This is a genomic window from Phenylobacterium sp. VNQ135, assembly GCF_049445735.1.
GTDB lineage: Bacteria > Pseudomonadota > Alphaproteobacteria > Caulobacterales > Caulobacteraceae > Phenylobacterium.
Genome location: NZ_JBMSDS010000003.1, coordinates 303,729 through 321,559, shown reverse-complemented (window position 1 = coordinate 321,559; position 17,831 = coordinate 303,729). Strand labels below are relative to the sequence as shown.

Genomic DNA, 17,831 nt, shown 5'->3' with positions numbered 1-17,831 from the left:
GTAGTCGGGACCATCCGCCCACGCAAGCTCACGCGGGGTGAGCGCAATTGGGCGCCTACGCGAAGGTGCTGATGCGGAACGGGTCCGTTGCCGACCGGGCGTATGCGGCCGCCTGCAGCAGGGCCAGGCCCGCCTGGCCCTGGGTCACGGTGCGCATGGCGCCGGCCTGGGCCAGGGTGAAGACGCCGGGGGTGTAGAAGGCGCCGAGACCGGCGGGCGCCGCGGGCGCAGAGGCCTGGGTCTGCCGGCGGTTTTCGGGGCGCTGCGAGAACGGCAGCTCGGGCGCGCGGCTTGCCGGCTGCGCGTGGAGGCGCTCCAGCACGCTCTCCAGATAGCGCGCGGGCGCCGGATCATCGACCACCCGCACCACCGGAGGCGCGGGAGGCGGCGGCGGAGGCGGCGGCGGAGGCGGCGGGTCGTGGGGCTTTGGCGGCTTGGGCTTCTTGTGGCTCCAATGCTCCGCCAGCCGCTCGAGAACGCCCCCCAGAACGTCCTCCAGCCGGTCGAAGATGTCGTCGGAACCGTGCCGCTCCTGAACCCGGAGCAGCGCCGCCATCGCGGCCGATGAAAGTTCGGCCTTGCCGTCCACGACCCGCCGCGCGGGATCGACGTCGGTCCTGGCCCCCCGGCCCGCCGACGTCTCGTCCGTCTTCTTCTGGGTCGTTCCGGATTGGGACGCAGCCTGCGGGCGCACGGAAGCGACCGGCCACCGGCCGGCGGAGAGATGCTTCAGGGCGGCGACGCTGGAGACCACGACCAACTCCGTTCCGAAGCGGCACAGTCGCCGTCCGGACGGAGGCCTCGGCGCAAGCGGGGCGCCAGGGCATGGTGGTCGCGGTTTACGAAGCCAGCCCGCGGAACCAGCGCTCCAGCACCGCGGCCTCGCTGCGCAGCCGGTCGGCGCGCTCCGCCGCCTCGGCGTCGACGCCCCACTTCTCCTCCTGGAAGGCCTCGTCGATCCGCGACAGCTCGAAGGCCTCGACGCCGCCTACCCAGCCGCGAAGGAGGGCGATGGCCAGCACCGTCGAGCCGAACAGGGCGACGCCGAACGCGAAACCGGCCAGGGTGAAGTCGTCCAGTTCCAGAGCCAGGGCGCGCACACGCTCCAAGGTCGCCTGCGGCTGGTCGCGATGGATGATGCCTTCGGCGCGCACGAAGGCCAGGGCTTCCTCGGCCTCGGCGCGGTCCATCAGCGGCCCCCAGGCGGCGGCCTGCCGATCCACGAGGGCCGCAGGGCCTTCGGCGTAGTAGCAGACGAGGTCGGCGCCCGCGTACTGCGCCATCTGGGCGGCCACCGCGTCCCGGTTGCCGGGGATCGACTCGAGGGCCGTGTTGGCGAGGCGGTTGGCGTGCATGTTCGCGAGGTCCAGGTGCTCGCCCTGCCCCGCCCATTCCTCGGCGACCTGGTCGGCCACGGCGCGGGTCGGCGCACGGAACACCCGGCCCTGCGGCGTCCGCAGGTTGCGGCCGTCCAGCAGGATGCCGAAGCCCCCGTCGTCGGCTTCGACGACCGAGACGTCCTTGTAGAACCGCCGGGGCTTTTCGCCCGGCTCGATGAACCCCTTGGTCGACAAGACCTCAGCTCCTGCTAGCGGTTGAACGGCTCGGGATCGGCCTCGTGCTCGTCGAAGCCGAAACGCTCGAACCCCGCCTTCATCTCCTTGCCGATCGGCGCTTCCAGCAGAAGCGTGCCGCGCGACGGATGCGGCAGCACGAGCCGGCGGGCGTGAAGCTGCAGCTTCAGCTCGCCCGAGAGTTCGGCCGAGGCGTCGGTCCTGTACTTCGGGTCGCCCAGGATCGGATGGCCCATGGCGAGCATGTGGGCGCGAAGCTGGTGCGTCCGGCCGGTGTGCGGCCACAGCGCCATCCAGGCGACCTTGTCGGCGGCGCGGGCCAGGGTCACGAACTCGGTCTCGGCGCTCTCAGAGCGGGGGTCCTTCGGATCGGCCGGGACCATCATCTCCCGGTCGCCGACGCCCTTCTTGGCCAGCGGCAGTTCCAGCACCCCGTCGCCCGGCTTCGGCAGGCCCGCGACCAGCGCCCAGTAGATCTTCTGCGTCCGTCGTTTGGCGAAGGCCCCGGCCAGCTTCGCCGCCGCCGCCGGGCTCTTGCCCAGGACCAGCACGCCCGAGGTGTCGCGGTCCAGGCGGTGGACCAGGCGCGGTCGCTCCATCCCCTCGCCCCACGCCGACAGCAGGCCATCGATGTGCCGCGTCGTCTTGGTCCCGCCCTGGACGGCCAGGCCCGAAGGCTTGTTCAGCGCCAGCACGTCCTCGTCCTCGTAGATGACCAGGCTCTTGGCGTAGGCGATGTCGCGCGGGTCGAGTTCGCCCTTCGCCCGCGGCGCAGGCGCGTCGGGCAGCGGCGGCACGCGGACCTGCGAGCCGGCGGTCAGCCGCGTATCCGGCTTGGCGCGTGCGCCGTCGACGCGGATCTGTCCGGAGCGGGTCAGCTTCTGCAGCTGGATGTGGTTCAGGTGGGGCCACCGGCGCTTGAACCAGCGATCCAGCCGCACGCCGTCCTCGGCCTTGTCGACCCAGAGGGTCTTCACCTCCTTCATGCGAACACCCGGCGGGCGAGCATGAGGCCGGCGAACAGGGCCGCGACCGAAAGCAGGGCCGATCCGGCGCCGTAGGCGAAGGCCTGACCGTAGGCGCGCCGTTCGATCATCAGGGCGACCTCCAGCGAATAGGCCGAAAAGGTGGTGAAGCCGCCCAGCACGCCCACGCCCAGCAGCAGACGCCAGCTCTCGCCGCCCTCGCCCCGGTGCGCCAGGACGCCGGCCAGCAGCCCCATCAGGAAGCCGCCCAGGATATTGGCCGTGAAGGTTCCGGCGGGCCAGGACGGGCCGACCCACCGCAGCGCCTGGACGCCGAGCAGGTAGCGCGCCATGGCGCCGGCCGCGCCGCCGGCCCCGACGAGCAGGAGAGCTTGCATGCCGCCCTTATGCGACGGGCGTGCGCGCGACGGAAGTCTAGACCCGAGGAGCCAGGTTCTGCCGCAGCGAGCGGGCGTCGTACGTGTCCCGGTCGCGCGGACGCTCGCCCTTGCCCATCATCACTTCCAGGGTGACCTGGGCAGAAGGCCCGCCGCCCAGGCTGAAGCTGGTGCCGAGGCCGAGGCCCACGCTGGAGTGACGGCCGAAGTCGGCGCCGCCCAGGCCTACGCCCACCCGCGGGCCGCTGTCGCCGCGGCCCTGCATGAAGCGGTCGGTCACGCGGAACCAGTCGTAGCCGTTGGCGATGGCGAGGTCGGCGGCGCGCAGCAGCGCCAGGTCGCTGACGTACTGCGGCGAGGCGCCCGGGCCGCCCTGGAAGGTCACTCGGAAGCGGTCGTTCTCGATCCGGTAGTCCGAATAGCCCACCGCGTTCGGCGCGGCGGCAGGCTGGTACAGCGTGGGCTGCGTGGCGCAGGCGGCGAGCGCGAGGCCGGCCAGCGCGGGAAGGATCAGGCGTTTCATCTCGAGGCCTCTGAAGGCGAAAAGCGTTGCGGTTCCGTCGCTTGTAGGCGGAAACAGATGAACGGCGGCCGACGTTCCGCGCAGCTTAGCCGAGACCGAGGGCGGCGATCAGCCCGGCCATGTCGGCGGGTGGCTCGGCCTCCAGCCGTTTCATCCCGCCGGCCGGGTGCGGGAAGGCCAGCGCCCGCGCATGCAGCATCAGCCGCGGCACGGGCTGACCGGCGACCACCAGGGCGCCGCCGTAGCGCGCGTCGCCGGCGATCGGCCGGCCGATGGCGGCGAGATGGACGCGGAGCTGGTGCATGCGGCCGGTCTCGGGCTCCAGCTCCAGCAGCGCCGCGCCCTCGACTGCCTTCAGGGTGCGATAGCGCGAGACGGCCGCCTCGGCGTCGGGATGGTCCGGCTTGCAGACGCGCATGAAGGCTTCGCGGCCCTGCTCGTCCCGCCGCAGCGGCAGGTCGATGACGCCCTTTGCCGGCTCCGGCGCGCCGGGGGTCACGATCGCCTGGTAAGTCTTGGAAAAAGACCGCTTCATCAAGGCCTTGCCAAGGAAACCTGCGGCAGGCTTGGTCTTCGCGGTCAGGATCACGCCCGAGGTGTCCCGGTCCAGGCGGTGGATCAGGCGCGGCCGGGCCTTGCCCGGCTTGGCGAAGGCCCACACCAGTTCGTCGAGGGTGTTCACCTGACCGCGGCCGCCCTGGCTGGACAGGCCCGCGGGCTTGTTCAACGCCAGGATGTCGGCGTCCTCGTAGAGGACCAGGCTCCGGACGAGGGCGACCTCGCCCGGAGTGAGGTTTACAGGCTTGAGCGGCTTCACACCGCCATCTAGCGGAGGACGCCCCGCTTCGTCATCGTCCACGCGTACCAGGCGAAGAACAGGCACCCGACGAGGATCATGATGTTCATCGGGATCATCGCCTGGCCCATGGCGGCGAGGCCGTCGCTCAGCAGGTAGTAGTACACGAGGCTCAGCACATAGGCGGCCAGCGAGGCCAGGAAGACCGGCGTCGCCAGCTTGCGGCGCACCAGCAGCAGGATCGCGCCCAGCAGGCCGCCCCAGACGCCAACCGCCCAAACCGCCGTCATCCAGACGGGCATGGCGTGGAAGTAGGTGATCTGCGCGTCGGTCATGCCGGCCTGCCGCAGCCAGGCGTCGCCCTGCAGGTTGGTCATCGTGTAGTCGAACGCGCCGAAGCCGTTCCACAGCAAGGCCACGATCCCGACCACCCACAGGTGCCGGGGCGCTTTCGCCGCCGGATTGTCCATCGTTGCAGTCATTGTCGCTCCCTCCCAAGAGACGGAGGGAGCCTAGGCCTCGATCGACCGAATAACAATGATCTGCGATCAGTCACCCGTCTGGCGGCGCAGCGCCGCCCAGCGGTCCAGGCGTTCCTTGATCCGCGCCTCCGAGCCCTCGCCCCGGGGGCGATAGAACTGCCGCCGCTCCATGCCGTCCGGGAAGTAGTCCTGGCCTGAGAAGCCTTCGGCCGTGTCGTGGTCGTAGGCGTAGCCCTTGCCGTAGCCCAAGTCCTTCATCAGCCGCGTCGGCGCATTCAGGATATGGCTGGGCGGCATCAGCGAGCCGGTCTCCTTCGCCGCCCGCATCGCCTCCTTGTAAGCCACATAGACCGCGTTCGACTTCGGAGCGGCCGCCAGGTGGACCACGAGCTGAGCCAGGGCCAGCTCGCCCTCGGGCGACCCCAGGAAGTCGTAGGTGTCCTTGGCCGCGTTCGCGAGCACCAGCGACATCGGATCGGCCTCGCCGATGTCCTCGGCCGCGGCGCGGATCAGCCGGCGGGCGATGAACAGCGGGTCCTCGCCGCCCTGCAGCATCCGCGCCAGCCAGTAGAGCGCCGCGTCCGGGTCCGAGCCGCGGATCGACTTATGCAGCGCCGAGATGAGGTTGTAGTGCTCCTCCCGGTCCTTGTCGTAGGCCGGGCTCCGCTTCTGCAGGATCTGGCCCAGCTCCTTGGTCGTCAGCGGCTTGGCCGAGGCGATGTTGAACAGGGTCTCCGACAGCGTCAGCAGGTAGCGGCCGTCGCCGTCGGCCAGCGCGACCAGCGCCGCCCGCGCCTCGGGCTCCAGCGGCAGCGGCCGGTCCTCGTGGGCCTCGGCCTTGGCCAGCAACGCCTCCAGCGCCGCCTCGTCCAGCCGCTTCAGCACATAGACCTGGCAGCGGGACAGCAGCGCCCCGTTCAGCTCGAACGAGGGGTTCTCGGTGGTCGCGCCCACCAGGGTGACGATCCCCTCCTCCACGAAGGGCAGGAAGCCGTCCTGCTGGGCGCGGTTGAAGCGGTGGATTTCGTCGACGAACAGCAGGGTCGCCTGTCCGGCCAGCCGCCGCGTACGGGCCTGCTCGAACGCCTTCTTCAGGTCGGCGACGCCGGAGAACACCGCCGAGAGCTGCTGGAACTCGTAGCCCGCCTCCTTGGCCAGCAGCCGCGCGATCGTCGTCTTTCCGGTGCCGGGCGGCCCCCACAGGATCATCGACGACAGGCGCTTGGCCTCGGCCATCCGCCGGATCGGGCCTTCGGGCCCCAGCAGGTGCTCCTGCCCCACCACCTCGTCCAGCCGCTGCGGGCGCAGGCGGTCGGCGAGCGGCGAGGGCTGCTGGGGCGTCAGGCCCGCGGCTTCGAACAGGTCGGCCATGGCGAGCGGCTTAGCACAGCCGCGTCAGAAGTTGGCGGTGATCGTCTGGCCGCCGCGTTCCAGGGAGATCTGCCAGCCGCGCGAAGGGGTCTCCAGCGCCGTGACCAGGTCCCGCACGGTCTCGACCCGCCGGCCGTTCACCGAGCGGATCATGTCGCCGGGCCGGAAGCCCGCCCCCACGGCGAAGCCGCGGCCGACGCCCGAGATCAGCACGCCGGGGCCGCTGAACGGGTCGAGGCCCAGTTCGTCCGCCACGGCCGGCGACAGGTTGATCACCGTCGCGCCGTTCAGCGGGTTCTGGCCTTCGATGGTGCGCTGGTCGCGCGCCGGGCTGGCGGGCGGCGCCTCGGCCCGCACGTTCAGCGTCTGCTCGCGGCCCGAGCCGTCGCGGCGCACCGCGAGCTGCACCGTGTCGCCTGGTCGCTTGGTGGCGAAGACGTAGTTCAGGCTGGCGGCGTCGACGACGGGCCGGCCGTCGGCCGCCGTCACCACATCGCCCTGGCGCAGGCCCGCCCGCGCAGCCGGTCCGCCCGGCCACACGTCGGCGACCAGGGCGCCCTGCGGAAGCGCCATGCCCAGCGATCGCGCGATCTCGGCGGTGACGCTCTGGGTGCGCGCGCCCAGCCACGGCCGCACGACCGCGCGTCCGCCGCCCGCGGCGGTCTCGACGACCCGTCGTACGACGGCGGCGGGGATGGCGAAGCCCACGCCCGAGGAGGTGCCCGAGCGCGAGAGGATGAAGCTGTTCACCCCGATCAGGTCGCCGTCCATGTCGACCAGCGCCCCGCCCGAGTTGCCCGGGTTGATCGCCGCATCGGTCTGGATATAGGCGCCGGCGCCCTCCCCGGAATCGGTCGTGCGGTTCAGCGCAGAGACGATGCCGTTGGTGACGGTCTGGCCCACGCCGAAGGGATCGCCGATGGCCAGCACCAGGTCGCCGACCTGGGTGTCTCCGGAATCGTCGATCGGCAGGACCGGCAGCCGCTCGCCCGGCGGCAGATCGATCTTGAGGACCGCCAGGTCGGTCCGCGCGTCGGCCAGCAGGATGCGGGCCGGGAACTCGCGGCGGTCGTTGAGCGCGACGGTGATCTCCTGCCCGCCCTCGACGACGTGGTTGTTGGTGACGATGACGCCGTCCGGCCGCACGATCACGCCCGAGCCCAGCGAGCCCTGTATCCGCGCGCGCGGCGCGCCCAGGCCGAACAGCTGCCAGAAGGGGTCCGTCTGCTGGCGCACCAGCCGCTTGGCCGAGATGTTGACCACGGCCGGGGCCGCCCGGCTGACCACGGGGGCGAACGAGCTCTTCATGGCCATGGCGCTCGTCGGCGGGGCGCGGTTCGGCGCGGCGAATCCGGGCTGGCCCTGGCTCAGGGCGGGTTGGGCGAGCGCCGCCAGCAGGGCGGCGGAAGCAAGGACGCGTACAGCGCGCATGAGGGCTCCGAAAGACCGGTCAACCAGCGGAAATCGCCTCAGGTTTCAGGCGCAAAAATGGCGAAGTTTCAAGCCGGTTGCGGCGAAGCCTTTCGCGCCCGCGCCGACGCGAAGGCCAGCAGGAACGCTCCCGCCATCAGGCTCGACGCGACGTAGATCGCAAGACCCGGCACGTGGAAGCCCTCGTGCCGGAGCGACCAGGCGAAGGTCTCGCCGAAAATCACCGGGCCGAAGATCGAGGCGAGCCCCATCAGGCTCTGGTTCGCCCCCTGGAGCTGCCCCTGCTCCTGCGGGCTGACACGCTGGGTCATCAGCCCCTGAAGGCCCGGCATGATCAGGCCCGTGAACGCGAAGACCGGTATCCCGATCAGATAGAGCGTGCCCGTGGGCGCGCCGGCGTACCAGGCGAAGGCCACGGCGCCCGCCGCCGTGCCGATCAGCACGGTGTTGCGCTCGCCCACCGCCTTCACGACCGGGCCCACGAGGAAGGTCTGGACGATGACGCCCGAGACGCCCGTCGCCAGGAAGATCGAGCCCAGGACCTTGGGCGTCCAGCCGTAGCGGTAGCCCAGGTAGAGGACGAAAATGGTTGGCAGCACCACGTGGGCGAGCTGGAACAGGAAGCCGACGCCCGCCAGCGGCAGCAGGCCGCGATGGGAGCGCAGCAGGGTGAGCGAGCCCAGCGGATTGGCCTTGCGCCAGTCGAACCGCGTCGCCCGCCGCTCGACCGGCAGGCTCTCGGGCAGGATGAAGAGGCCATAAAGCCAGTTCACGAAGGTCAGGGCTGCGGCCGCGATGAACGGCAGGCGCAGGTCCGACTCGCCCAGCCATCCGCCGATGAAGGGCCCGAAGATGAAGCCGAAGCTGAAGGCCGAGCTCATCCAGCCGAACACCTTGGCCCGTTCGGCCGGCGGGGTGACGTCGGCCAGGTACGCGCCGGCGGTGGAGAAGCTCGCCGCCGTCATGCCGTTCAGGATGCGGCCCAGGAACAGCCACCACAGGCTCGGCGCGAAGGCCATGAACAGGAAATCCACCGCCAGTCCGAACAGCGAGATCAGCAGGACGGGCCGGCGGCCCCAGCGGTCGGCCATCAGGCCCAGGATCGGCCCGCAGACGAACTGCAGCAGGCCCCAGGTGGCCCCGAACACCAGGTTCCACTCCGAGGCCGCCGCCGTATCGCCGCCGGTGAACTGCTTGATGAGGTTCGGCAGGATCGGGATCATGATCCCGAACGACACAGAGTTCATCAGCGCCAGCGCGAAGATGAAGCCGAAGCTGGCCTGGCGGCCGGCGCCGCGCGTCGATGACTCACTCATGTCTCTCCCCTGATCCCCAGGATGGAATGCGCCCCGAGCCGGCGCAACAACGTTACGCCAGCCGGCCGGCGACCGCCCGAAGCTGCGCCTGCCACCACTCGGCCAGCCGCATCTGCAGCGCCTGGTCCGGGAAGCCGTGCCGGGCGGCGTGGTCGGCCGGAACCTGGGTGAAGCCGCGATGCTCGACGCTGACGCGGGTCTCCTCGCCGACCGGCTCGAACGTCACCTCCACCTCGGTGACCAGGTCGGGCGGGAAGCTGGCCTGCCGCCATGAGAACACCAGCCGGTACGGCGGCTCCCAGACGCGGATGCGGCCGATCTCGAAGACCTTGCCGCTCTCCAGCGTCTCGACGAGGCGCCCGCCCTCCCCGCCCTCGAAGGCCAGTCTCCCTGGCGCGCGCGGCGTGGTCTGGAAGAGGCCGTTCGGCCGCCACCACTCGCCGATCTCCTCGACGAAGGCCGCGAACGCCCGGTCGCACGAGGCCTTCACCCGGAGCGCGACGAACACCTTGGACGTCATGCGCCCGTCTCGACGTGAGCCTTGAAGGCGGCGAGCTGTGCGCTCCACAGCCGTTCGCTCTCTTCCAGCCAGCGCAGCAGATGGACCATCGGTTCGGGCCTCAGGGCATAGATGCGGACGCGCGCGTCGAACTCCGGATGCGATTCCTCGACGAGGCCGCTCGTGCGCAGCGCCTTCAGATGCCGGCTCATGGCGGGCGCGGTCAGCCCCAGCTCGCGGGCGAGCTCCCCCGCCGGGCGCGGCCGCTCGGCCAGAAGGTCGACGACCCGGCGCCGGTGCGGGTCGGCCAGCGCGGCCAGGGTCCGGTCGACGGCCGCCGTAGCCGTCACAGCCATCCTTCGATCTTCAGCCCGCTGGCGGCCTCGGCCTCCTCCCGGCTCACCGCATGGATGGTCTGGCCGACGGTCCAGTAGTGCCCCTCGGGATCGCGGCAGCGATAGGTGCGGTCGCCGTAGAACTGGTCCGCCGGCTCCATCAGGATCTCGAACCCGGCGGCGCGCGCGCGTTCGCAGTGGGCGTCGATGTCGGTCTCGACGTGGATATGGACCGTCTGGGTGTTCTTACCGCCCAGGGAGGCCGGGCTCTTGTGATCGTCGGTCCACTCGGTCCCGATCATGATCAGGCTGTCGCCGCACCGCATCTCCGAGTGCGCCAGATTGCCGGCGTCATCCTCGATCAGCATGACGAGCTCGAAGCCGAACGCCTGCTCCAGGAATCGCAGGGCGGCCTTGGGGTCGCGGTAGCAGAGCGCCGAGGTCAGTGCGTTGCGGTCGGCCATCACGGGCTCCTTGCAATTTCCGACAATAGTTATGCATTTGCGCAACTATCTGGCAAGACGGAAAGGCCCCGGACGTCGCCGTCCGGGGCCTCTCGAAGTTCAGGTCTCTTGTGAACGCCTAGGCTTCGGCGAAGGCCGCTTCGGCCACCGGGCCCGAGTCCTTGCCCTTCTCGGCCGGGTCGCGATCGACGAACTCGATCACGGCCATCGGAGCGTTGTCGCCGTGGCGGTAGCCGGCCTTCAGCACGCGGATGTAGCCGCCGTTACGGTCGGCGTAGCGCGGACCGAGGACCGCGAACAGCTTGCCGACCTGCTCGACGTCACGGACGTGGCTGATCGCCTGGCGGCGGGCGTGCAGGTCGCCGCGCTTGGCGAGCGTCACGAGCTTCTCGACGAAGGGGCGGAGCTCCTTGGCCTTCGGCAGGGTGGTCACGATCTGCTCGTGCTTGATCAGGCTGGCCGACATGTTCGCGAACATGGCGGTGCGGTGGGCGGTCGTACGACCCAGTTTGCGGTGGGCTTTGCCGTGACGCATCTCGATATCTCCTGGGCTCTCCGGCCCGCCTGACGCTCCCGATCTTCTGGAAGCGTCGCCTAACCAAGTCCCAGCCTGCTCCCGCCTGGGTCATCACGAAGCGCCGGGGCCCTCCACCGCTGTTGCGGCTTCCTCGGGCCCAGGCCGCGCGCCCGAAGAGGAGGAGCGGCCCGGAGGTCAGCGCGGCAGTCTGATTACATCTGGTCTTCGAACTTCTTCGCCAGCTCTTCGATGTTCTCCGGCGGCCAGTTCGGCACGTCCATGCCGAGGTGAAGGCCCATGCCGGCGAGCACTTCCTTGATCTCGTTCAGAGACTTCCGGCCGAAGTTCGGCGTGCGCAGCATCTCGGCTTCCGTCTTCTGGATCAGGTCGCCGATGTAGACGATGTTGTCGTTCTTCAGGCAGTTGGCCGAACGGACCGACAGCTCGAGCTCGTCGACCTTCTTCAGCAGCGCCGGGTTGAACGGCAGTTCCGGCTTGGCTTCGCCTTCGACCTTCTTCTTCGGCTCTTCGAAGGTGATGAAGATCTGCAGCTGGTCCTGGAGGATGCGGGCGGCGTAGGCCACCGCGTCGACGGGGCTGACCGCGCCGTTGGTCTCCACTTCCATGATCAGCTTGTCGTAGTCGAGGCTCTGGCCCTGGCGGGTCGGCTCGACGCGGTAGGCGACGCGCTTGACCGGCGAGAACAGGCTGTCGACGGCGATCAGGCCGATCGGGGCGTCTTCCGGACGGTTCATCTCGGCGGGGACGTAGCCCTTGCCGGTCTGCACCGTGAATTCCATGCGCACCTGGGCGCCGTCGTCCAGCGTGCAGAGCACGTGGTCGCCGTTCAGGATCTCGATGTCGGCCGGAGCCTCGATCTGGCTGGCCGTCACGGGGCCGGGGCCGGTGGCGCGGAGCGTCATGCGCTTCGGGCCTTCGGCGTGCATCCGCAGCGCCAGCTGCTTGATGTTCAGGACGATGTCGACGACGTCCTCACGCACGCCTTCCAGCGAGGAGAACTCGTGGACCACGCCGTCGATCTGGACGGCGGTCACCGCCGCGCCTTGCAGCGACGACAGCAGGACTCGGCGCAGGCTGTTGCCGAGCGTCACGCCGAAGCCGCGCTCGAGGGGCTCGGCCACCAGACGCGCCTTGCGGCTGGCGTCGGCGCCGGTCTCGATCTGCGGCTTCTCGGGACGGATAAGCTCGTTCCAGTTTCTTTCGATCACAGGGTGTCCCTCGGAACGCAGGATCGCCGGCCGCGAAAGCGGTCCGGCGCCTTGAATTGCAGTACGATGTTACTCAGACCCGACGGCGCTTCGGCGGACGGCAGCCGTTGTGCGGGATCGGGGTCACATCGCGAATGGTGGTGATCGTCATGCCGACGGCCTGCAGGGCCCGCAGCGCCGACTCGCGGCCCGAACCCGGGCCCGAGACGTTCACTTCGAGGGTGCGCACGCCGTGCTCGGCGGCCTTGCGGCCCGCATCCTCGGCGGCCATCTGGGCGGCGTAGGGCGTCGACTTCCGCGAGCCCTTGAAGCCCATCAGGCCGGCGCTCGACCAGGAGATGGTGTTCCCCTGGGCGTCGGTGATGGTCACCATCGTGTTGTTGAACGAGGCGTTCACGTGGGCGACGCCCGACGTGATGTTCTTGCGCTCGCGGCGTTTGACGCGCGCCGGTTCCTTGGCCATCGGAGCTAGACTCTCTTACTTCTTCTTGCCGGCGATCGGCTTGGCCGGGCCCTTGCGGGTCCGGGCGTTGGTGTGCGTGCGCTGGCCGCGGACCGGGAGGCCCTTGCGGTGACGCAGGCCGCGGTAGCAGGCCAGGTCCATGAGGCGCTTGATGTTGACCGCCGTCTCGCGACGCAGGTCGCCTTCGACGAGGTAGTCGCGGTCGATCGTCTCGCGGATCTGCAGGACTTCCTGGTCGGTCAGCTGGTTGACGCGGCGAGCGTCCTCGATGCCGACCTTGCTGACGATCTCGCGGGCCTTCGCCGCGCCGATGCCATGGATGTACTGCAGCGCGATGATCACGCGCTTGTTGGTGGGAATGTTGACGCCAGCGATACGGGCCACGTGGGAAGATCTCCTGATCACGCAAGAGAAGCGCGAACGGCGCCCCGGCCCCTTGCTGCCATAGGCATAGGCCGGCGCGTCCTTCGCGCTCTTTCGCGGAAGCGCTTCGTTATAGGGATCGGCGCGCCTCCGTCAATGGAGGAAACGCCCAAATGTGAACGATTTCCTGCGCGCGCAAGGGGGCAGCCCCTTCCCACGCCGGAGAACGTCGTCGCCCGGACTCTAATCCGGGGATGGTTAAGGAAAGCATGACCGCAGCGGACTGGCAACTTGGCCGGTCCTGCCGCGCAGACAGCCGTCGAGGCGCGACGGCGGAGCCTCACGCCTTGGCCAGCGCCTGATCGATGGCCGCCGCCACCTCGGTGATCGTACCCATGCCGTCCACCTCGACCAGCTTGCCCTGGTTCTCGTAGTACGGAAGCAGCGGCGCGGTCTGGGCGTTGTAGGCGCCCAGGCGGACCTTGAAGCTCTCGGGGTTGTCGTCGGCCCGGCCCGATTCCGCGAATCGCCCGGCGATCCGCTGCGTCAGCACCTCGTCGTCCACCTTCAGGCGCACCACCAGGTCGATCTGGCGGCCGCGGCCTTTCAGCATGACGTCCAGGGCCTGGGCCTGGGCGAGCGTGCGGGGGAAGCCGTCGAAGATCGCGCCGCCCGCGGCCTCCGCCTCGGGAAGCCGGCTTTCGATCAGCTCGATGACGATCTCGTCCGAGACCAGCTCGCCGCGCTGCATGATGCCCTCGACGCGCTTGCCGAGCTCGGAGCCCGACGCGATCGCCGCGCGCAGCATATCGCCGGTCGAGAGCTGGACCATGTTCCGCTCCTCGACCAGGCGCTTGGCCTGGGTGCCCTTCCCCGCCGCCGGCGGTCCGAACAGGATCAGGTTCATCGACTGCTGCCCTCCCCTCGCCGGCGCTCTTGGCGGCGCCGGCGCCTCTCCTCAAAGCCCAAAGGCTAGCGCTGCCGTCCGCCGCGCAGTTTCGACTTCTTGATCAGCCCTTCGTACTGGTGCGCCAGCAGGTGCGACTGGATCTGGGCCACCGTGTCCATGGTGACGCTCACCACGATCAGCAGGCTGGTGCCGCCCATGTAGAACTGCACGTTGTAGAAGCTGATCAGCGCTTCCGGCAGCAGGCAGACGAGCGTGATGTAGGCCGCCCCGATCACCGTCAGGCGCGTCAGCACGAAGTCGAGGTACTCGGCCGTCCGCTTGCCCGGGCGGATGCCCGGCAGGAAGCCGCCGTACTTGCGCAGGTTCTCCGCCGTGTCCTCGGGGTTGAAGACGATCGACGTGTAGAAGAAGCAGAAGAAGACGATCAGCAGGCCGTACAGCAGCATGAACAGCGGCTGGCCGTGCTGGAGCTGGCCGGTGAGGCCCGGCAGCCACTGCATGTACTCGGGCAGGTTCGCGCTCGCGGCGAAACCCATCACCGTGGTCGGCAGCAGCAGCAGCGACGAGGCGAAGATCGGCGGGATCACGCCGGCGGTGTTGATCTTCAGCGGCAGGAACGAGGTGTCGCCGCCGAACATGCGGTTGCCCATCTGGCGCTTGGGGTACTGCACCAGCAGGCGGCGCTGCGAGCGCTCCATGAAGACGATGGCGACCGTGACGCCGATCACCAGGACGGCGATCATCAGCAGGCCCGCGCCGCTCATGGCGCCCGTGCGGGCCATCTCGAAGGCCTGGCCGATGTACCGCGGCAGGACCGCCACGATGCCGGCGAAGATCAGCAGGCTGATGCCGTTGCCGACGCCCCGGCTGGTGATCTGCTCGCCCAGCCACATCAGGAACATGGTGCCGCCGGTCAGCGTCACGACGGTCGAGACGATGAAGAACAGGCCGGGGGTGTCGACGAGGCCCGGGCTGTTGCTGAGGCCCACGGCGATGCCGAACGCCTGGACCAGGGCCAGGACGACGGTCAGGTAGCGGGTGTACTGGTTGAGCTGCTTGCGGCCGGCCTCGCCGCCTTCCTTCCGCAGCTTCTCCCACGGCGGATAGACGGTGCCGAGGAGCTGCACGATGATCGAGGCCGAGATGTAGGGGCCGACGTTCAGCGCGAACAGCGCCATCCGTTCCACGGCGCCGCCGGAGAACAGGTTGAACATCCCGAGGATGCCCCCCGCCTGGCCCTGGAAGGCCTGCTGCAGGGCGGCGGCGTCGATGCCGGGGATCGGGATGTAGCACCCCGCCCGGTAGACGATCATCGCCAGAAGGGTGAACCAGATGCGCTTGTGAAGTTCCGTGGCCTTCGCGAAGGCCTGGAAGTTCATGTTCGCGGCGAGCTGTTCGGCGGCCGAAGCCATTCAGCGTATCCCCTGACCTGTAGTCCTGCTCACATAGGGCGCGCCGGCCGCGGAAGCGAGGCCGGCGTCGCCACCGATGCGGATCAGGCTTCCGCCGAAGCGTCCTGGGCAGCTTCCGGCTTGGTGGTGGTCAGCGAGCCGCCGGCCTTTTCCACGGCCGCACGGGCCGAGGCGGTGGCCGAGTAGACGGTCAGGTTGAGCTTCGACTTCAGCTCGCCCTTGCCCAGCAGCTTCACGCCGTCCTTCACGCGACGGATCACGCCGGCCTTGACCAGCGCTTCGGCGTCGATGGCGCCCTTGGCGTCGAGCTTGCCGGCGGCGATCGCCTGCTCGATGCGCCACAGGTTCACCTCGGCGAAGTCCTTGCGGTTGAGGCTGTTGAAGCCCCGCTTGGGCATGCGCATGTGCAGCGGCATCTGGCCGCCTTCGAAGCCGGCGATCGACACGCCGGTGCGGGCCTTCTGGCCCTTCACGCCGCGGCCGGCGGTCTTGCCCTTGCCCGAGCCCGGGCCGCGGCCGACGCGCATGCGGCCCTTGGTGGAGCCTTCGCGGGGGGCGAGTTCGTTCAGCTTGGTCATGTGGCCTCTCCTTGGAGATCTGGCGCCGGGGCCCTGCCCCGACTCGGCTGTGTTGGCTTGGCGTATAAACGCCGACGGGCGAGGCTTTCGCCCCGCCCTCAAGCGTCCGTGCCTATGGCACGAAACGGATGGCTATTCCACCACCTCGACGAGGTGGGCCACCTTGGCGACCATGCCGCGGACGGCAGGGGTGTCTTCCAGGGTGGAGACGCGGCCGACGCGGTTCAGGCCGAGGCCGATGAGCGTGGCGCGTTGGTCCTTGGTCCGGCGGATCGGGCTGCCGGTCTGGCGAACTTTGATCTGGGCCATGAACTTAACCTTCCGCATCCGCGGCGGGCTGGGCCGCCGAGGCGCCGTCGGCGCGACGGCCGATCACGTCGGAGACCTTCTTGCCGCGCTTGGCCGCGACCTGGCGGGGCGAAGACTGGGCCTTCAGCGCCTCGAAGGTCGCGCGCACCATGTTGTAGGGGTTGGACGAGCCGGTCGACTTGCCGACGACGTCCTGGACGCCCAGGGTTTCCAGCACCGCGCGCATCGGACCGCCGGCGATGACGCCGGTGCCGGGAGGCGCCGCGCGGACCATCACCTTGCCAGCGCCCCAACGGCCGTTGCCGTCGTGGTGCAGGGTGCGGCTCTCGCGGAGCGGCACGCGGATCATCGACTTCTTGGCCTCTTCGGTCGCCTTGCGGATGGCTTCCGGCACTTCGCGCGCCTTGCCATGACCGAAGCCCACGCGGCCCTTCTGATCGCCGACCACCATCAGGGCGGCGAACGAGAACCGGCGGCCGCCCTTCACGGTGGCCGCGACGCGGTTGATGTGGACCAGCTTCTCGACCAGTTCGCTGTCGCGTTCTTCTTCGCGATTGCGACGGTCGCCGCGCTGTTCGTCTCTGCGAGCCATGCGATCGTTCCTTAGAAATTCAGGCCGGCTTCGCGCGCGGCGTCGGCCAGGGCCTTCACCCGGCCATGGTACAGGTAGCCGCCACGGTCGAAGACGACGTCCTTGACGCCCTTGTCGATCGCGCGCTGGGCCACGAGGGCGCCGACGCGGGCGGCGGCGTCCTTGTCCGAACCCTTGTCCTTCTTCTCGCCTTCCAGCGAGGAAGCGGCCGCGAGCGTCACGCCGTTCTCATCGTCGATGACCTGGGCGTAGATGTTCTTGGCCGAGCGGAAGACCGACAGGCGCGGACGGCCGTTCGCCACCTTCTTGAGGTGGGTGCGGACGCGCTGGGCGCGGCGCTTGGTGGTGTCGCGGGGAGAGAGCGCCATGGCTTACTTCTTCTTGCCTTCCTTGCGCCGGACCGTCTCGCCGGCATAGCGCACGCCCTTGCCCTTGTAGGGCTCCGGCGGACGGATGCGGCGGATCCGGGCGGCGGTTTCGCCGACCAGCTGCTTGTCGATGCCCGAGATCTTGATCTCGGTCTGCTTCGGCGTGGCGAAGGTGATGCCTTCCGGAGCCTTGATGTCGACGTCGTGGGAGAAGCCGAGCTGCATCGAAAGGGCCTGGCCCTTCATCGCGGCGCGGTAGCCCACGCCCACCAGCTCGAGCGTCTGTTCGAAGCCCTGGGTGACGCCAGCGACCATGTTGTTCACCAGCGTGCGCGAGAGACCCCACATCGCCTGGGCGCGGGTGGTTTCCTGACGCTTGGTGAGCAGGATCTCGGCGCCTTCCTGGCGGACTTCGATCTCTTCGGCCACGGTCCAGGCGAGCTGGCCCTTGGGGCCCTTCACCGTCACCGTCTGGCCGTCGATGGTCACCGTCACCCCGCTGGGGACCGCGACCGCCTTCTTACCGATACGAGACATATTAGTAGACCCGGCAGAGGACTTCGCCGCCAACGTTGGCCTCGCGGGCCGCGTTGTCCGACATGACGCCCTTGGGCGTCGACAGGATCGAGATCCCGAGACCGTTCTTCACGGGCTTCAGGTCCTTGATCGACGAATAGACGCGGCGGCCGGGCTTCGAGACGCGGCTGATCTCCACGATGACCGGCTGGCCATCGAAGTACTTCAGCTCGATCTCGAACTCGGGGAAGGCGCCGGGCTTTTCCACCAGGTGGTAGCCGCGGATGTAGCCTTCCTCGGTCAGCACATCGAGGACGCGCGCGCGCATCTTCGACGCCGGCGTCGTCAGCTTGGACCGGCCGCGCGAGGCGGCGTTCTTGATGCGGGCGATCAGATCGCCGATGGGGTCGTTGACCATCT

Annotated in this window: 25 protein-coding genes; all 25 read right to left on the bottom strand. The window is 69.4% G+C overall.

Annotated elements, in window-relative coordinates; translation table 11 throughout:
- Positions 1 to 55 precede the first annotated feature (55 nt).
- The 25 genes from ACO2Q0_RS12755 to rpsH all read right to left on the bottom strand — a co-directional run bounded on the left by ACO2Q0_RS12755 (position 56) and on the right by rpsH (position 17,829).
- Positions 56 to 754: a hypothetical protein gene (locus tag ACO2Q0_RS12755; RefSeq protein WP_423351886.1), complete on the bottom strand. Its 699-nt coding sequence runs from the start codon at positions 752 to 754 to the stop codon at positions 56 to 58.
- A gap of 85 nt (positions 755 to 839) precedes the next feature.
- Positions 840 to 1,574: an ATP12 family chaperone protein gene (locus ACO2Q0_RS12750; RefSeq protein ID WP_423351885.1), complete on the bottom strand. Its 735-nt coding sequence runs from the start codon at positions 1,572 to 1,574 to the stop codon at positions 840 to 842.
- Between the two features lie 14 nt (positions 1,575 to 1,588).
- A complete protein-coding gene (locus ACO2Q0_RS12745; RefSeq protein ID WP_423351884.1) occupies positions 1,589 to 2,560 on the bottom strand; it encodes an RluA family pseudouridine synthase in 972 nt (323 codons plus the stop codon).
- Positions 2,557 to 2,937, bottom strand: coding sequence for a fluoride efflux transporter CrcB (gene crcB, locus ACO2Q0_RS12740; protein WP_423351883.1), 381 nt, complete (start codon positions 2,935 to 2,937; stop codon positions 2,557 to 2,559). Before crcB ends, ACO2Q0_RS12745 begins: the two co-directional genes overlap by 4 nt.
- A 37-nt stretch (positions 2,938 to 2,974) precedes the next feature.
- The gene (locus ACO2Q0_RS12735; protein ID WP_423351882.1) at positions 2,975 to 3,460 is read right to left on the bottom strand and encodes a CC0125/CC1285 family lipoprotein; all 486 of its coding nucleotides are present in this window, start codon (positions 3,458 to 3,460) and stop codon (positions 2,975 to 2,977) included.
- An 85-nt stretch (positions 3,461 to 3,545) separates the two neighbouring features.
- On the bottom strand, positions 3,546 to 4,277 hold the full coding sequence (locus ACO2Q0_RS12730) for an RluA family pseudouridine synthase (protein WP_423351881.1): 732 nt from the start codon (positions 4,275 to 4,277) through the stop codon (positions 3,546 to 3,548).
- An 8-nt stretch (positions 4,278 to 4,285) separates the two neighbouring features.
- Complete coding sequence (locus ACO2Q0_RS12725) at positions 4,286 to 4,738, bottom strand: hypothetical protein (protein ID WP_423351880.1); 453 nt, start codon at positions 4,736 to 4,738, stop codon at positions 4,286 to 4,288.
- Between the two features lie 66 nt (positions 4,739 to 4,804).
- A complete protein-coding gene (locus tag ACO2Q0_RS12720; protein WP_423351879.1) occupies positions 4,805 to 6,109 on the bottom strand; it encodes a replication-associated recombination protein A in 1,305 nt (434 codons plus the stop codon).
- Between the two features lie 24 nt (positions 6,110 to 6,133).
- Positions 6,134 to 7,540: a Do family serine endopeptidase gene (locus tag ACO2Q0_RS12715; protein WP_423351878.1), complete on the bottom strand. Its 1,407-nt coding sequence runs from the start codon at positions 7,538 to 7,540 to the stop codon at positions 6,134 to 6,136.
- A gap of 68 nt (positions 7,541 to 7,608) precedes the next feature.
- The gene (locus tag ACO2Q0_RS12710) at positions 7,609 to 8,856 is read right to left on the bottom strand and encodes a TCR/Tet family MFS transporter (protein ID WP_423351877.1); all 1,248 of its coding nucleotides are present in this window, start codon (positions 8,854 to 8,856) and stop codon (positions 7,609 to 7,611) included.
- Positions 8,857 to 8,908: 52 nt separating this feature from the next.
- Positions 8,909 to 9,376 carry an SRPBCC domain-containing protein gene (locus ACO2Q0_RS12705; protein ID WP_423351876.1) on the bottom strand — a complete coding sequence of 156 codons (468 nt, stop codon included), beginning with the start codon at positions 9,374 to 9,376 and terminating at the stop codon, positions 8,909 to 8,911.
- Positions 9,373 to 9,711 (bottom strand): ArsR/SmtB family transcription factor, encoded by a 339-nt coding sequence (locus ACO2Q0_RS12700; protein ID WP_423351875.1) that lies wholly within the window; start codon positions 9,709 to 9,711, stop codon positions 9,373 to 9,375. Before ACO2Q0_RS12700 ends, ACO2Q0_RS12705 begins: the two co-directional genes overlap by 4 nt.
- Positions 9,702 to 10,154: a VOC family protein gene (locus tag ACO2Q0_RS12695; protein ID WP_423351874.1), complete on the bottom strand. Its 453-nt coding sequence runs from the start codon at positions 10,152 to 10,154 to the stop codon at positions 9,702 to 9,704. The genes ACO2Q0_RS12700 and ACO2Q0_RS12695 overlap by 10 nt, the downstream gene beginning before the upstream one ends.
- Positions 10,155 to 10,272: 118 nt before the next feature.
- Complete coding sequence (gene rplQ / locus ACO2Q0_RS12690; protein WP_423351873.1) at positions 10,273 to 10,689, bottom strand: 50S ribosomal protein L17; 417 nt, start codon at positions 10,687 to 10,689, stop codon at positions 10,273 to 10,275.
- A 194-nt stretch (positions 10,690 to 10,883) separates the two neighbouring features.
- Positions 10,884 to 11,900 (bottom strand): DNA-directed RNA polymerase subunit alpha, encoded by a 1,017-nt coding sequence (locus ACO2Q0_RS12685; protein ID WP_423351872.1) that lies wholly within the window; start codon positions 11,898 to 11,900, stop codon positions 10,884 to 10,886.
- 73 nt (positions 11,901 to 11,973) lie between these two features.
- Complete coding sequence (gene rpsK / locus ACO2Q0_RS12680) at positions 11,974 to 12,363, bottom strand: 30S ribosomal protein S11 (protein WP_012521811.1); 390 nt, start codon at positions 12,361 to 12,363, stop codon at positions 11,974 to 11,976.
- A gap of 15 nt (positions 12,364 to 12,378) precedes the next feature.
- Entirely contained in the window at positions 12,379 to 12,747 is a 369-nt protein-coding gene (gene rpsM / locus ACO2Q0_RS12675; RefSeq protein WP_423351871.1) for a 30S ribosomal protein S13, read from the bottom strand.
- 319 nt (positions 12,748 to 13,066) lie between these two features.
- Entirely contained in the window at positions 13,067 to 13,633 is a 567-nt protein-coding gene (locus tag ACO2Q0_RS12670; protein WP_423351870.1) for an adenylate kinase, read from the bottom strand.
- A gap of 65 nt (positions 13,634 to 13,698) precedes the next feature.
- Positions 13,699 to 15,048 (bottom strand): preprotein translocase subunit SecY, encoded by a 1,350-nt coding sequence (gene secY, locus ACO2Q0_RS12665; RefSeq protein ID WP_423351869.1) that lies wholly within the window; start codon positions 15,046 to 15,048, stop codon positions 13,699 to 13,701.
- An 83-nt stretch (positions 15,049 to 15,131) separates the two neighbouring features.
- Positions 15,132 to 15,626, bottom strand: a complete 495-nt coding sequence (rplO, locus tag ACO2Q0_RS12660; RefSeq protein WP_423351868.1) for a 50S ribosomal protein L15 — start codon at positions 15,624 to 15,626, stop codon at positions 15,132 to 15,134.
- 132 nt (positions 15,627 to 15,758) lie between these two features.
- Positions 15,759 to 15,935, bottom strand: coding sequence for a 50S ribosomal protein L30 (gene rpmD / locus ACO2Q0_RS12655; protein WP_257838005.1), 177 nt, complete (start codon positions 15,933 to 15,935; stop codon positions 15,759 to 15,761).
- A gap of 4 nt (positions 15,936 to 15,939) precedes the next feature.
- Entirely contained in the window at positions 15,940 to 16,527 is a 588-nt protein-coding gene (gene rpsE / locus ACO2Q0_RS12650) for a 30S ribosomal protein S5 (protein ID WP_423351867.1), read from the bottom strand.
- Between the two features lie 11 nt (positions 16,528 to 16,538).
- On the bottom strand, positions 16,539 to 16,895 hold the full coding sequence (gene rplR / locus ACO2Q0_RS12645) for a 50S ribosomal protein L18 (RefSeq protein WP_423351866.1): 357 nt from the start codon (positions 16,893 to 16,895) through the stop codon (positions 16,539 to 16,541).
- Between the two features lie 3 nt (positions 16,896 to 16,898).
- Positions 16,899 to 17,432 carry a 50S ribosomal protein L6 gene (rplF, locus tag ACO2Q0_RS12640; protein WP_423351865.1) on the bottom strand — a complete coding sequence of 178 codons (534 nt, stop codon included), beginning with the start codon at positions 17,430 to 17,432 and terminating at the stop codon, positions 16,899 to 16,901.
- A 1-nt stretch (position 17,433) separates the two neighbouring features.
- Entirely contained in the window at positions 17,434 to 17,829 is a 396-nt protein-coding gene (rpsH, locus tag ACO2Q0_RS12635) for a 30S ribosomal protein S8 (protein WP_423351864.1), read from the bottom strand.
- Between the last annotated feature and the right edge of the window lie 2 nt (positions 17,830 to 17,831).

Excerpts from the sequence above, each read along its gene's own strand:
- rpmD (WP_257838005.1), bottom strand. The coding sequence starts at position 15,935 with ATGGCCCAGATCAAAGTTCGCCAGACCGGCAGCCCGATCCGCCGGACC.
- rplF (WP_423351865.1), bottom strand. The coding sequence starts at position 17,432 with ATGTCTCGTATCGGTAAGAAGGCGGTCGCGGTCCCCAGCGGGGTGACG.
- ACO2Q0_RS12700 (WP_423351875.1), bottom strand. The coding sequence starts at position 9,711 with ATGGCTGTGACGGCTACGGCGGCCGTCGACCGGACCCTGGCCGCGCTG.
- ACO2Q0_RS12720 (WP_423351879.1), bottom strand. The coding sequence starts at position 6,109 with ATGGCCGACCTGTTCGAAGCCGCGGGCCTGACGCCCCAGCAGCCCTCG.
- rpsH (WP_423351864.1), bottom strand. The coding sequence starts at position 17,829 with ATGGTCAACGACCCCATCGGCGATCTGATCGCCCGCATCAAGAACGCC.
- crcB (WP_423351883.1), bottom strand. The coding sequence starts at position 2,937 with ATGCAAGCTCTCCTGCTCGTCGGGGCCGGCGGCGCGGCCGGCGCCATG.
- ACO2Q0_RS12725 (WP_423351880.1), bottom strand. The coding sequence starts at position 4,738 with ATGACTGCAACGATGGACAATCCGGCGGCGAAAGCGCCCCGGCACCTG.
- rplO (WP_423351868.1), bottom strand. The coding sequence starts at position 15,626 with ATGACCAAGCTGAACGAACTCGCCCCCCGCGAAGGCTCCACCAAGGGC.
- rpsK (WP_012521811.1), bottom strand. The coding sequence starts at position 12,363 with ATGGCCAAGGAACCGGCGCGCGTCAAACGCCGCGAGCGCAAGAACATC.
- ACO2Q0_RS12735 (WP_423351882.1), bottom strand. The coding sequence starts at position 3,460 with ATGAAACGCCTGATCCTTCCCGCGCTGGCCGGCCTCGCGCTCGCCGCC.
- ACO2Q0_RS12670 (WP_423351870.1), bottom strand. The coding sequence starts at position 13,633 with ATGAACCTGATCCTGTTCGGACCGCCGGCGGCGGGGAAGGGCACCCAG.
- ACO2Q0_RS12705 (WP_423351876.1), bottom strand. The coding sequence starts at position 9,376 with ATGACGTCCAAGGTGTTCGTCGCGCTCCGGGTGAAGGCCTCGTGCGAC.
- secY (WP_423351869.1), bottom strand. The coding sequence starts at position 15,048 with ATGGCTTCGGCCGCCGAACAGCTCGCCGCGAACATGAACTTCCAGGCC.
- ACO2Q0_RS12710 (WP_423351877.1), bottom strand. The coding sequence starts at position 8,856 with ATGAGTGAGTCATCGACGCGCGGCGCCGGCCGCCAGGCCAGCTTCGGC.
- rplR (WP_423351866.1), bottom strand. The coding sequence starts at position 16,895 with ATGGCGCTCTCTCCCCGCGACACCACCAAGCGCCGCGCCCAGCGCGTC.
- rplQ (WP_423351873.1), bottom strand. The coding sequence starts at position 10,689 with ATGCGTCACGGCAAAGCCCACCGCAAACTGGGTCGTACGACCGCCCAC.
- rpsE (WP_423351867.1), bottom strand. The coding sequence starts at position 16,527 with ATGGCTCGCAGAGACGAACAGCGCGGCGACCGTCGCAATCGCGAAGAA.
- ACO2Q0_RS12715 (WP_423351878.1), bottom strand. The coding sequence starts at position 7,540 with ATGCGCGCTGTACGCGTCCTTGCTTCCGCCGCCCTGCTGGCGGCGCTC.
- ACO2Q0_RS12695 (WP_423351874.1), bottom strand. The coding sequence starts at position 10,154 with ATGGCCGACCGCAACGCACTGACCTCGGCGCTCTGCTACCGCGACCCC.
- ACO2Q0_RS12745 (WP_423351884.1), bottom strand. The coding sequence starts at position 2,560 with ATGAAGGAGGTGAAGACCCTCTGGGTCGACAAGGCCGAGGACGGCGTG.